At 70.8% G+C, this 12,121-nt stretch carries 11 protein-coding genes; 5 read left to right on the top strand and 6 right to left on the bottom strand.

Annotated elements, in window-relative coordinates; genetic code table 11:
* Positions 1–307: 307 nt before the first annotated feature.
* Both ACTMVF_RS05995 and ACTMVF_RS05990 read left to right on the top strand, forming a co-directional pair.
* The gene (locus tag ACTMVF_RS05995) at positions 308–1,423 is read left to right on the top strand and encodes a magnesium and cobalt transport protein CorA (protein WP_441269885.1); all 1,116 of its coding nucleotides are present in this window, start codon (positions 308–310) and stop codon (positions 1,421–1,423) included.
* A gap of 32 nt (positions 1,424–1,455) precedes the next feature.
* Positions 1,456–1,968 (top strand): hypothetical protein, encoded by a 513-nt coding sequence (locus tag ACTMVF_RS05990; protein WP_441269884.1) that lies wholly within the window; start codon positions 1,456–1,458, stop codon positions 1,966–1,968.
* A gap of 4 nt (positions 1,969–1,972) precedes the next feature.
* Here ACTMVF_RS05990 and ACTMVF_RS05985 read toward each other — a convergent pair whose 3' ends face one another.
* A complete protein-coding gene (locus ACTMVF_RS05985; RefSeq protein WP_441269883.1) occupies positions 1,973–2,728 on the bottom strand; it encodes a hypothetical protein in 756 nt (251 codons plus the stop codon).
* Positions 2,729–2,961: 233 nt separating this feature from the next.
* On the opposite strand from ACTMVF_RS05985, the gene ACTMVF_RS05980 reads away from it, so the two are divergent.
* From ACTMVF_RS05980 to ACTMVF_RS05970, 3 genes are read left to right on the top strand one after another with little or no spacing between them, the layout of a single operon-like run.
* A complete protein-coding gene (locus ACTMVF_RS05980; RefSeq protein WP_441269882.1) occupies positions 2,962–4,257 on the top strand; it encodes a magnesium transporter MgtE N-terminal domain-containing protein in 1,296 nt (431 codons plus the stop codon).
* Positions 4,247–4,843, top strand: coding sequence for a DUF1003 domain-containing protein (locus ACTMVF_RS05975; RefSeq protein WP_441269881.1), 597 nt, complete (start codon positions 4,247–4,249; stop codon positions 4,841–4,843). Before ACTMVF_RS05980 ends, ACTMVF_RS05975 begins: the two co-directional genes overlap by 11 nt.
* A gap of 43 nt (positions 4,844–4,886) precedes the next feature.
* Positions 4,887–6,020, top strand: coding sequence for an Mrp/NBP35 family ATP-binding protein (locus ACTMVF_RS05970; protein ID WP_441269880.1), 1,134 nt, complete (start codon positions 4,887–4,889; stop codon positions 6,018–6,020).
* Between the two features lie 79 nt (positions 6,021–6,099).
* Here the strand turns inward: ACTMVF_RS05970 and ACTMVF_RS05965 are convergent, their stop codons facing one another.
* The 5 genes from ACTMVF_RS05965 to sigE form a co-directional block, all read right to left on the bottom strand.
* Positions 6,100–6,768, bottom strand: a complete 669-nt coding sequence (locus tag ACTMVF_RS05965) for a hypothetical protein (protein WP_441269879.1) — start codon at positions 6,766–6,768, stop codon at positions 6,100–6,102.
* 238 nt (positions 6,769–7,006) lie between these two features.
* Complete coding sequence (locus ACTMVF_RS05960; RefSeq protein WP_441269878.1) at positions 7,007–7,468, bottom strand: sec-independent translocase; 462 nt, start codon at positions 7,466–7,468, stop codon at positions 7,007–7,009.
* A gap of 215 nt (positions 7,469–7,683) precedes the next feature.
* The gene (locus ACTMVF_RS05955) at positions 7,684–9,918 is read right to left on the bottom strand and encodes a trypsin-like peptidase domain-containing protein (RefSeq protein ID WP_441269877.1); all 2,235 of its coding nucleotides are present in this window, start codon (positions 9,916–9,918) and stop codon (positions 7,684–7,686) included.
* A gap of 362 nt (positions 9,919–10,280) precedes the next feature.
* Entirely contained in the window at positions 10,281–11,252 is a 972-nt protein-coding gene (locus tag ACTMVF_RS05950; protein WP_441269876.1) for an anti-sigma factor family protein, read from the bottom strand.
* On the bottom strand, positions 11,249–11,947 hold the full coding sequence (gene sigE, locus ACTMVF_RS05945; protein WP_128434766.1) for an RNA polymerase sigma factor SigE: 699 nt from the start codon (positions 11,945–11,947) through the stop codon (positions 11,249–11,251). The genes ACTMVF_RS05950 and sigE overlap by 4 nt, the downstream gene beginning before the upstream one ends.
* Positions 11,948–12,121: the final 174 nt, after the last annotated feature.

Below are 12,121 nucleotides of genomic sequence, written 5' to 3'. Positions count from 1 at the left end.
CATGGATCGAAGTCGACCGTGCAGTACCACTCGCTCTTCCCGCCGTTGATGTAGCTGATTCGGCTGTTCCGCTCCGGCTGACCGCCGCCCTTTCACGCTCGCGTCCTCACACGGAAGAGCACTTCGTTTCGCTTTGCCTGATCTGTCTGATCTGAATCAGCAACGAAGCCCGCCACCGCGACGGTGCGGTGCTCCCCGCTTTGTGGACGTGCCAAACATCCTGAGGTCAGGACGTCCCCATTCCGGGCAGTTCCACCCGTCCGGCAGCCTTCCGCGCTTCGTTGCCCGTTGCGAAGGAGCCCTGCCCATGTCGATGATCCGCGACCTGCGCGCCGTGGTCCGCCCGTCCCGCGTCTCGCTGCGCAAGGACACCGGCGCGTACGACACCACCCGCGACCCCGCGACGCCCTCCGCCGTGGTCGACTGCGCCGTCTACCGGAACGGCGCCCGCGTCGAGAGCTCGAAGCCCCTGACCCCGCACGAGGCGATGCGTCAGGTGCGGCGTGACGGCGGCTTCGTGTGGATCGGTCTGCACGAGCCGACCGAGGCCGAATTCTCCGGTATCGCCGGCGAGTTCGGGCTGCACCCGCTGGCCGTGGAGGACGCGGTGCAGGCGCACCAGCGCCCCAAGCTGGAGCGGTACGACGACTCCCTGTTCACCGTCTTCAAGACCATCCACTACGTCGAGCACGACGAACTCACCGCCAACAGCGAGATCGTCGAGACCGGCGAGGTCATGTGCTTCACCGGGCGGGACTTCTTCATCACCGTCCGGCACGGCGGCCAGGGCTCGCTGCGGGCGCTGCGGCACCGGCTGCAGGACGACCCCGAGCTGCTCGCCAAGGGTCCGTCGGCCGTGCTGCACGCGATCGCCGACCATGTCGTCGACGGATATGTCGCCGTCGCCGACGCGGTGCAGGACGACATCGACGAGGTGGAGACGGAGGTGTTCTCGCCGGGCCGGAAGGGGACGCCGCGCGGTACGGACGCGGGGCGGATCTACCAACTCAAGCGTGAGGTGCTGGAGTTCAAGCGTGCGGTGTCGCCCCTGCTGCGGCCCATGCAGCTGCTGAGCGAGCGGCCGATGCGGCTGATCGACCCGGACATCCAGAAGTACTTCCGGGACGTCGCCGACCACCTCGCCCGGGTGCAGGAGCAGGTCATCGGCTTCGACGAACTCCTCAACTCGATCCTCCAGGCCAACCTCGCGCAGGCGTCCGTGGCGCAGAACGAGGACATGCGGAAGATCACGTCGTGGGCCGCGATCATCGCCGTACCGACGATGGTGTGCGGTGTGTACGGGATGAACTTCAAGCACATGCCCGAGCTGCACTGGAAGTACGGCTACCCGGTGATCATGAGCATCACGGTGGCCATCTGTCTGGGCATCCACCGCACGCTGAAGCGGAACGGATGGCTCTGACCGGGCCGGAGACCGCTGGTTAGTCTTGGGCCATGACAAGCGAGCTGCTCGACCAGGCCCTCGTCGAGGAGGCCACGAAGAAGTCCGGCCTCATCTGGGTCAAGGGCCCCGGTGTCCCGGCCCGGGCGCTGTGGCACGTGTGGCATGAGGGTGCGGCGTGTGTCGTGGGCGACGGGCCGGGCGAGCAGCCGCTGCCGGGGCTGGCCGACGGGGCCGCGGCCGAGGTGACGGTCCGCAGCAAGGACAAGGGCGGTCGGCTGGTCTCCTGGAGCGCGAAGGTCGTCGAGCTCGCACCGGACTCCGAGGAGTGGGAGGCGACGGTCGGCGAGCTGAAGGGCAAGCGGCTCAACGCTCCCGACGGCGAGGCCATGCCGTCCCGCTGGGCCCGCGAGTGCCGGGTGCTGCGCCTGGAGCCGACGGGAACCATCGCCCCGCTGCCGGACGGCTCCCTGGCCGAGGCGCCGCTGCCTTCTCCGGCGACGACGCGTCAGCCGATCCCCGCGGGGCTTCCTCGGCTACTGCTGAAGAAGAAGCGGCGCCGATAGGCGGTCACGACGTCGGCAGCTGCCTGCCGTAGTCCACCGTCTCGTCCTTCGCCGGCTTCTCCAGGGTGAAGTCCTCGCCCCAGGACGAGAAGGTCAGGGTGCCCGCGCCGCCGGCCCGGGTCAGGCGCAGGGGGTACGGGGTGCCCTCCAGGGAGACGTCGAGGGTGCCGCCGGAGCCCGCGTCACCGGTGATGCGGATGGTGCGAGTGCCGGCCTGCTCGTGGTGGCCGTCGGTCGCCAGCGTGCCGTGGAGGGTCAGCAGGCCGTCGAGGAGGACGTCCTTGTCGGTGAAGCCGCTGAACTTCTTGTACGAGGGGTCGCCCTGTGGCACCTTGACGAACTTGCCGTTCAGCTTGTCCGCGGCCGCGGTGTCCGTCTTGTCCGCGCCGCCCTGCGCGCCCGCATCGCTCCAGAAACCGGCGTCGGCCTTCAGATACAGCTGCTCACCGATCCGCAGCAGCTGGAACGTCGCCCCCCGCACGGTGACCGACCCGGTCGCGCCGTCGGACTTCAGCCGCATGTCGAGTTTGTAAGTGCGCCCGCTGGTCACCACGTTCCCGGAGAGGCGTACCGCGTCGGTGGCGTCGGCCGCCGCTCGGGTCTTGCGCTGGATCTCGGCGGCGGGGAGCTTACCGACCCCGTTGGTGCCCTCGTCGGGGTCCTCGCTGCATCCCGTCAGTGCCGTTCCCGACACGACCAGGGCGCACACGGCGCTCACCAGCGCGGCCCGGCGAGTACGACCCTGGGGAATCGCAGTCACAGGTGGGGCTGCCTTTCTGTCATGGGACCCGAGCGGCGTACGGCAGCGTACCGGGCGGTCAGGTCCCCGGCGGAGCCAGTCCGTCCGGACCGCTCACCAGGGCGTATCGGATCCGGACGGGCTAGCCTGAAGCCCACCCGAGCGGGCAATTCGGAAAACCGGCACAGCATGCGAAACAGCGAACAAACAGCGACAGCAACACGGCACACCCCGCACACAAAGGAGCCGCAGCCATGGCAGCCGGCGCCCCCCGGATCTTCGTCTCGCACCTCGCCGACATCGCCGCCTTCGACCCGAACGGCGACCAGGTGGGCCGCGTCCGCGATCTGGTCGTCATGCTGCGCGTCGGCCGGCGCCCCCCGCGCCTGCTCGGCCTCGTCGTCGAACTCTCCACCCGGCGCCGCATCTTCCTGCCCATGACCCGCGTCACCAGCATCGAGTCCGGCCAGGTCATCACCACCGGCGTGCTCAACGTCCGCCGCTTCGAGCAGCGTCCCACCGAGCGCCTCGTCTTCGGCGAGCTGCTCGACCGGCGCGTCACCCTCGTCGAGACCGGCGAGGAGGTCACCGTCCTCGATCTGTCGGTGCACCAGTTGCCGGCCCGCCGGGAGTGGGAGATCGACAAGGTGTTCGTACGGAAGGGCGGCCGGAGCGGCACCTTCCGGCGCGCCAAGGGCGAGTCGCTGACCGTCGAGTGGTCCGCCGTGACCGGCTTCTCCGCGGAGGAGAAGGGGCAGGGCGCCGAGAGCCTGCTGGCCACCTTCGAGCAGTTGCGCCCCGCCGACCTCGCCAACGTCCTGCACCACCTCTCCCCCAAGCGCCGTGCCGAGGTCGCCGCCGCCCTCGACGACGACCGCCTCGCCGACGTACTCGAAGAGCTTCCGGAGGACGACCAGATCGAGATCCTCGGCAAGCTGAAGGAGGAGCGCGCCGCGGACGTCCTGGAGGCCATGGACCCGGACGACGCGGCCGACCTGCTCGGCGAGCTGCCCGAGGACGACCAGGAGCGGCTGCTGAGCCTGATGCAGCCCGGCGACGCGGCCGACATGCGCCGTCTGATGGCGTACGAGGAGCACACGGCCGGCGGTCTGATGACGACGGAGCCGATCATCCTGCGCCCCGACGCCACCGTCGCCGACGCCCTCGCCCGGGTCCGCAATCCCGACCTGTCCCCCGCCCTCGCCGCCCAGGTCTACGTCTGCCGCCCACCCGACGAGACACCCACCGGCAAGTACCTCGGCACGGTCCACTTCCAGCGCCTGCTGCGCGACCCGCCGTACACCCTCGTCAGCTCGCTCGTCGACGAGGCGCTGGAGGCACTGGATCCGGACGCCGCGCTGCCGGTCGTCGCCGGGTTCTTCGCGACGTACGACATGGTCGCCGCGCCCGTCGTCGACGAGTCCGGGTCGCTGCTGGGCGCGGTGACCGTGGACGACGTACTGGACCACATGCTGCCCGAGGACTGGCGGGAGACGGAGTTCCACCTGGACGAGGAGACGGGCGAGGGGGTGGCGGCCCATGGCTCCTGAGCGGGAGGGCACACGCGAGCGCGTGGCATCGGGCGCCACCGCGACCACCCGGGCGCCCCGCCCGCGCCTCGACCAACCCCGCCCGCCACGCCGCCGCATCCTGCCCGAGTGGGACCCGGAGGCCTTCGGACGGTTCTCGGAGCGCATCGCGCGCTTCATCGGCACCGGGCGGTTCCTCGTCTGGATGACGGTCGTGATCGTCGTGTGGGTGCTGTGGAACATCGCCGCACCGAGCGACCTGCGCTGGGACGAGTACCCGTTCATCTTCCTGACCCTGGTCCTGTCCCTGCAGGCCTCCTACGCCGCCCCGCTGATCCTGCTCGCGCAGAACCGGCAGGACGACCGCGACCGGGTCAACCTCGAACAGGACCGCAAGCAGAACGAGCGGTCGATCGCCGACACCGAGTACCTGACCAGGGAAATCGCCGCCCTGCGCATCGGCCTCGGCGAGGTCGCCACCCGCGACTGGATGCGCTCGGAGCTCCAGGACCTGATGAAGGAGCTGGAGGTGCGGGGCAACGGTCACCGCGAGCACGGGGTATTCCCGGCAGATCGGTCGCCGGGACGTGACGTAGACGACCGCTGACAGGCTTTCCGGGGCATGGCTGCCGCGCCGTACCATCGTCCTTATGGCTACGGAAGACGCGGTGCGCGAAGCACTGGCGACGGTGAACGACCCGGAGATCAACCGACCCATCACGGAGCTCGGGATGGTCAAGTCGGTAGAGCTCGGCGCGGACGGAGCGGTCGCGGTCACCGTGTACCTGACGGTCTCCGGCTGCCCGATGCGCGAGACGATCACGCAGCGGGTGACGGACGCGGTCTCCCGGGTCGAGGGCGTCACCCGCGTCGACGTCACGCTCGACGTGATGAGCGACGAGCAGCGCAAGGAGCTGGCGAACGCCCTGCGCGGCGGCACCGCCGAGCGCGAGGTCCCCTTCGCCAAGCCGGGCTCGCTCACCCGCGTGTACGCGGTCGCCTCCGGCAAGGGCGGCGTCGGCAAGTCGTCGGTGACGGTGAACCTGGCGGCGGCGATGGCTGCCGACGGCCTGAAGGTGGGCGTCGTCGACGCCGACATCTACGGCCACAGCGTGCCGCGCATGCTGGGCGCCGACGGTCGTCCGACCCAGGTCGAGAACATGATCATGCCGCCGTCCGCGAACGGCGTGAAGGTCATCTCCATCGGCATGTTCACCCCGGGCAACGCCCCGGTCGTCTGGCGCGGCCCGATGCTGCACAGGGCGCTGCAGCAGTTCCTGGCGGACGTGTACTGGGGCGACCTGGACGTGCTGCTCCTGGACCTCCCGCCCGGCACCGGCGACATCGCGATCTCGGTGGCCCAGCTGGTCCCGAACGCCGAGATCCTGGTCGTGACTACCCCACAGCAGGCGGCCGCGGAAGTGGCCGAGCGGGCGGGCTCCATCGCCGTCCAGACCCACCAGAAGATCGTCGGCGTGGTCGAGAACATGTCCGGCCTGCCCTGCCCGCACTGCGGCGAGATGGTCGACGTCTTCGGCACGGGCGGCGGCCAGGCCGTGGCCGACGGCCTCACCCGCACGACCGGCACGAACGTCCCGGTCCTCGGCAACATCCCCATCGACGTCCGCCTGCGCGAGGGCGGCGACGAGGGCAAGCCGGTGGTCCTGACGGACCCGGACTCCCCGGCGGGATCCGCGCTGCGGTCGATCGCGGGGAAGCTGGGCGGACGGCAGCGGGGCCTCTCGGGCATGTCCCTGGGGCTCACGCCGCGCAACAAGTTCTGATTCCTGTACGACGATGGGGGCGCCGTCCGGTGAGACGGCGCCCCCATCGTCGTAACTCTGCCTTGGTGCGGGGCGATGCCTAGGCGTACGCCGAGATGTCCTTGATCATCGCGAATCCGAGGCCATACGCGCTCAGGCCTCTCCCGTACGCCCCCACGTGCACCCCCTCCTGAGTCGAGCCGGCGAGCACCCAGCCGAACTCGGACTCCCGGTAGTGGAAGGGCGTGGGCACGCCGTCCACCGGCAGGGAGAGCGTCGACCAGTCCGACCCGTCAAGGTCGTCGGCCAGTGCCCACGCGGTCTCCGTCTGCTGCTCCAGCCAGTCGTCGCGCAGCGAGTGGTCCATCTGCCCGGGCCAGGTGAACGACAGCAGCCCCACCCCCGCGAGCCACGCCGCCGAGGACACCGTCGTGGCCTCCAGCAGGCCCGTACCGTCGGCGCTCCTGCGGGACGGATTGGCCGCGACGGTCACCACCACCGCGAACTTGTCCTTGTCCTCCGTCGCCTCGTTCCGTACGGAGGGCTCGTCGCCGTGTCCGATCGATCCGTGTTCCACGGCCCCGTCGGCCGACATGCCGACCTGCATCAGCCAGCGCGGCCCCGTGAAGGCCTCGTCGAGGCCGTACCACGGGAAGGGCGCCAACAGGTAGCCGTCGACCGTGCGCCGGGCGGAGGGGACCTGCTGTCCGCTCTCCGCGGCCGGCGCCTGCGCGACTGCCCGACTCGTCGTCTGACTCGTCGTCTCCATTGCCCGGACGCCTCCTAGCTCTCGCCGGACCAGCCCGGCCCGCCCCCCTTCGGGCGCACTCGTCCGGTCCGCACAACAACTCGGCAGCATAACCACACCACTCCGAGCAGTATGGAAAGCGCCCGGCGCGCGAGGCGCGCAGGGAGCGGGTTCAGGCCGTGCGCGAGCCGTGCAGAGTATGAGAAGCGTCACGTATGAGTGGTGTTCCGCCCCTGTGTTCGTACGGCTTTCGTACGGCTCAGGTGGCGTCCGCGTCGTAGGGCGGGCGCTCGTCGCGGGGGCTCTCGGGCTTCTTCGTCATGTCGATGCTGCCGCCGGAGGAACCCGAGGTGGAGGACGACGACGATGCCGACGACGAGGACCCGGACGACTCCGCGTCACGGCTGTGCACCGCGTCGGTGACCTCGGCCATCTCCTTCTTCAGGTCGAAGCCGTTGCGGATCTCCTTCAGCCCCAGTTCGTCGTTGTCCAGCTGCTTGCGGATGAACGTCTTGGGGTTGAGGTCCTCGAACTCGAAGTCCTTGAACTCCGGGCCCAGCTCCTGACGGATGTCCTGCTTGGCGCTCTCCGAGAACTCGCGGATCTTACGGACCGTCCGCGTGATGTCCTGGATGACCTTCGGGAGCTTGTCCGGACCGAAGACGAGCACGGCGAGGACGATGAGCGTCACCAGCTCGAGCGGTCCTATGTCATTGAACACCTGAAGCTCCTTGCGATGTCCTCGGTCCTCGGCCCTCGGCGGTCTTGGCGGTCTTCCGTGGTCCGGGCCGGATCCAAGGTACCCGGCGATCCGCTACGACCGGTACTGTCCCGAGGCCTCCGAATGCGATGAACGTGCGGTTTTCCGGGTTGTTTGCCTTGTCAGGGCCCGTTCGGGGTGGTCATACGGGCCGCGCTGTGAGGTTTATCCGAGTCTCAGTCCCCGCCCGACGAGCCGAGTGTCAGCGAGATCCTGATCTCCTTGCCGCTGCGCTCCAGGGTCAGTTCGAGCCGGTCGCCGGGGCGGTGGGCGCGGGTCTTGACGATGAGTTCCTCGCCGGAGTGGACGCGCTGGCCGTCGACTTCGGTGATGACGTCGCCCGACTTGATGCCGGCCCTGTCACCGGGGCCGCCCTCGGAGACCGCGGAGCCGCCGTCACCGCCCTTCGTGCCGACGCGGGCGCCGTCGCCGCTGTAGTCCATGTCGAGGGTGACGCCGATGACCGGGTGGGTCGCCCTGCCGGTGTTGATCAGCTCCTCGGCGACGCGCTTGGCCTGGTTGACCGGTATGGCGAAGCCGAGGCCGATCGAGCCGGACTGGCCGCTGTCCAGGTCGGAGCCGGTGTCGGCGGAGCGGATGGCGGAGTTGATGCCGATGACGCGGGCGCGGGCGTCGAGGAGAGGGCCACCGGAGTTGCCGGGGTTGATGGGCGCGTCGGTCTGCAGAGCGTCGACGTAGGACACATCGCTCCCGTCGCCGCTCTCCCCGCCGGCCGTGATGGGCCGCTCCTTGGCGCTGATGATGCCGGAGGTGACGGTGCCGGCCAGGTCGAACGGGGCGCCGATGGCGACGACGGGGTCGCCGACCTGGACGTTGTCGGAGTTGCCGAGCGGCAGGGGCTTCAGGCCGCTGACGCCGGTGACCTTGACGACGGCGAGGTCATAGCCGCTGTCGCGGCCGACGACGGTGGCCTTGGCGGTGTCCCCGCTGTGGAAGGTCACGGATATGTCGCCACTGTCGCCCGCGGGTTCGACGACGTGGTTGTTGGTGAGGATGTGACCACGGTCGTCGAGCACGAACCCGGTCCCGGTGCCCTGCTCATCACTCCCGCTCACATGCAGCGTCACCACGCTGGGCAGGGCGCGCGCGGCGATCCCGGCGACGCTGTCCGGCGCCCGCCCGGTCGGCTCGTCCCCCGCCTGCGGCAGCTCCACGTCCCCGACGCCACCGTTGCGCTCGAGATACGCCCCCACGACACCGCCGACACCACCGGCCACGAGCGCGATCAACAGGGCCCCGACGAGGAGCACCTTCTTCGCCCGCTTCCGCCGCTGCCCCTCGGTGGCGATGGCGGCGCCGGTCTGTTGGAGGGGGGCGGAGGGGTGGGTGGGACCGGTGGGGTGGGTGGATTGGGCAGGGTGCGTGGGGTGGGCCCAGGGGTCGTAGTTCTGCCAGGGGTTGGTGGGGGGTGGGGCGTCGGCGTAGGTGGGGTCGGGGGTCGCCTGGCTGGGGGGCGACGCCGGCTGGGTGGGGACCGAGGGGGCCTGGGCGGGGGTGCCGGGCGTCGGGACCATCGGCGTGGGGGTGCGGGGCGCCGGGGCCGCTGCCACGGGGGTGCCGGGCGCCGCCGGGGCGGGGGCGCCGGGCCCAAGGGGCGAGGGTGTGGGCACGCCGGATCCGAGGGGCGTCGGCTGGGCGGGCACGTTGGGGGTCGCGGCTGTCGACGTAGCGGGCGTGCCGTGCGCTGCGGTCTGCTCGCCCTGCGCCGGGGTCGGCAGCCCGGGCATGGGTGCCGGAAGGCTGTGCGTCGGGGGTGTCGGCATCGGTACGGCCGTCCCGTGCGCGGGCGTGGCCGCCGGGTGCTGGACCGGCGGGGCGGGTGCCCAGGGGCCGGGCTCGCCGTAAGGCGGGGTGCTGTAGGGATCGGGGTCGTGCAGGGGCTTCGGGCGCTCGTCGACGGGTTCTTCGACAGCGGCGGCCGAGTCATCGACGTCCCCCGCGACCGCGGCAGCGTCACCCCCGGACGGGAGGGCCCCGGCCACCGCAGCCGGCCGCGCCAGCTCGAAGTCGCCGTCAGCGGAGGCCACGTCACCACCACCGCCGCTCACAGCAGGCCGGCGAAGCTCGAAGTCACCCTCCGCCGAAGCCACATCACCACCGCCGTTCAAGGCCGGGCGAGGAAGCTCGAAGTCGCCCTCAGTCGAAGCCGCGGCGTCGGAGGTGCGGGCGGTGGGCAGGGCCAGTTCGAAGTCGCCGTCGGCGTTCGTGCCGCCGCCGAGGCCGGGCTCGCCGATGCCGGCAGGTGCCGTGCGCTCGGTGGCGTTCGGAGCTCCCGGCAGCGTCCCGCTCATCTCGTCCTGCGTCGGCTCCGTGTCCTTTGCCGGGGCCGAAGGGCCCTGTGGCCGGGGTCGGTTCCACCACTTCGCCTTCGCGGGCTTCCCCTCGTTCATGCTCTGCTTCCTGCTCGCTGCTGACCGTTGCCCGAGTAGGACGCTTCGCTCTTTGCCGCCTGCCAAGTGAAACGGTCGGCCGTCATCCCGCAGTCCGCGGAGACGACTGAGGTCTGCCGGCCTGCCGACCTGGTTTCGCGGCAGGCCGCCACCGGGGACGTCCCGGCGCCCGAATGCCTACTCAACTCTGCGCTGTCGCGCTCAAGTCCCCTCAGAAACCGGCGACTTCGTGCTACCTCCCCCATCCGGCACGCGGCGTCAACGGCAGCCGCGGTGCATCGACTCCGCGCCCGGCCCACAGGCACGGCGCGCGGCCCACCCTGGATTCAACCAGGTTCGTGGGCCGCTGCGCAGAGGCCGGGTCAGCGGCCGGGGGCGGGGGTGGTGGAGGGGGATGACGTCGTGTCGGGGACGGGTGCGGCAAGCAGGTCGGGGCTCGCCGTGATCTCAGGGGTCGTGGACCACGCGGTCAGGGCGAGCGGCGGGTTGTCGCTGAGCGGGCGTATCAGTGGGGACATGGCGGCCGCGCCCACCACCACGGGCGCCGTCAGGGTGTGCAGGTCCTGGTCGGCGGGCTGGGCCGGCATCCCGGGCAGGAGGGGAGCGGATACCTCGGTCGGGGTGACGGGAGTGTCGAGCATCCGCTCGCCCTGGCCTTGGGCGAGCAGCGGGCCAACGCCACGGCGGCGCTGGTTCTCGGGTGCCGTCGCCGCGCCGGTGCCCTGGGTCCGGGCCGGTGTCACATTGCTGCCGCCCGAGCCGCCACGCGCCTCCGTGTCGATCGGCACGCTCGACGTGACACCCCCCAGGGCGATCGCGGCCAGCGACACCGCACCCGCCGCGACGAACGCGAACCGCATCCGGGAGGACCCGGAGCGATCGGCGTCAGGACGGCCCACGGGGTGGGTGCGGAAACCGCGCTCCGAGGCCGGGAGCGCCGGGCCGTGCGGACGCGACGGGACGTACCCGAACTCGAAGCGGTCGCCCCGCTTCACTCCGAACACTCCGGTGGCGCCCGGCCGCCCGGACAGTCCGCCGAATCCTCCCCCGCCCAGCGGCGAGCCACCGCCGTCCAGGTCACCTCCCCCGGGGAGGCCCTGAAGGCGGGCCAGGAAGCTCTCGGAGGGAGGCGGCGGGGCCGCCTCCGCGAAGACGTTCTTCAGCCGGCGCTGGGCGTCGACCTCGGCCTTGCACCTGGCGCAGGTCGCCAGGTGGGCCAGGACGCGCTCGCGCGTCTCATGACCGAGCTCTCCGTCGACGAGGGCGGAGAGTCGGTCTCCCAGGTGTTGCTCGGCCAGGAGCCGTTCTGCGGGGTTGGGTCGAGAGCCACTCACGCGGTCGCGCCCCCTCCCCCCAGTGCGGCCACCCGCGGCACGAAGGAGCGGCGCTCGGCGCGCGCCTCCGGCGAACGGTGGGCAAGGGCCTTGCGCAGCTGGGAGCGACCACGGTGGATACGAGACCGGACGGTGCCGAGCTTGACGCCCAGGGTCGCGGCGATCTCCTCGTACGACAGTCCTTCGATGTCGCACAGGACGACCGCGGCGCGGAACTCGGGCGCGAGGGTGTCGAGGGCCTGCTGGACGTCCGCGTCGAAGTGCGCGTCGTTGAAGACCTGCTGCGGCGTGGGCTCCTTGCTGGCGAGCCGCTCGGCTGCGTCCTCGCCCAGCGCGTCGAAACGGATGCGCTGCTTGCGGCGGACCATGTCCAGGAACAGGTTCGTGGTGATGCGGTGCAGCCAGCCCTCGAAGGTGCCCGGCGTGTATGTCGACAGGGAGCGGAAGACGCGGACGAAGACCTCCTGCGTGAGGTCCTCGGCGTCGTGCTGGTTGCCCGTCAGGCGGTAGGCCAGACGGTAGACGCGGCCGCTGTGCGTGCTGACGATCTCCTCCCACGTGGGCGGAGTCCACGCCTGCCCGTCCGCGTCGGTGGAGAAGGTCGCGGTCTGGGCGTAGTCGCCGGCGTGGCTGTGGTCAGCGGTGTCGTTCACGGATTTCGGCCTGCCTGCCGATCCGAGAAAGCGCCGCAGCACTCCTCCCCGATCCACAGGCGCAGCCGCACCTCCCCTGTCGGCTCTGGTGGTGTCCAGTGGAGCCCCTACCATAGCCACCTCGCCCGTTAGCTCCGGATAAGCGGTTTTACGAGAAATTGATCTGGGCTGACACGGCTGGTGTGCCTGCGTCAGCACTTGCTCGCGGCCCTGCTC

Source organism: Streptomyces sp. SD31 (assembly GCF_052068475.1).
Taxonomy (GTDB): Bacteria; Actinomycetota; Actinomycetes; order Streptomycetales; family Streptomycetaceae; genus Streptomyces.
The sequence above is the reverse complement of the archived record's forward strand: the minus strand, read 5'-3'. Positions and strand labels throughout refer to the sequence as shown.

Bases quoted from the DNA above. Each gene is read 5' to 3' on its own strand.
- ACTMVF_RS05995 (WP_441269885.1), top strand. From the start codon at position 308: ATGTCGATGATCCGCGACCTGCGCGCCGTGGTCCGCCCGTCCCGCGTC.
- ACTMVF_RS05990 (WP_441269884.1), top strand. From the start codon at position 1,456: ATGACAAGCGAGCTGCTCGACCAGGCCCTCGTCGAGGAGGCCACGAAG.
- ACTMVF_RS05980 (WP_441269882.1), top strand. From the start codon at position 2,962: ATGGCAGCCGGCGCCCCCCGGATCTTCGTCTCGCACCTCGCCGACATC.
- ACTMVF_RS05975 (WP_441269881.1), top strand. From the start codon at position 4,247: ATGGCTCCTGAGCGGGAGGGCACACGCGAGCGCGTGGCATCGGGCGCC.
- ACTMVF_RS05970 (WP_441269880.1), top strand. From the start codon at position 4,887: ATGGCTACGGAAGACGCGGTGCGCGAAGCACTGGCGACGGTGAACGAC.
- ACTMVF_RS05965 (WP_441269879.1), bottom strand. From the start codon at position 6,768: ATGGAGACGACGAGTCAGACGACGAGTCGGGCAGTCGCGCAGGCGCCG.
- ACTMVF_RS05955 (WP_441269877.1), bottom strand. From the start codon at position 9,918: ATGAACGAGGGGAAGCCCGCGAAGGCGAAGTGGTGGAACCGACCCCGG.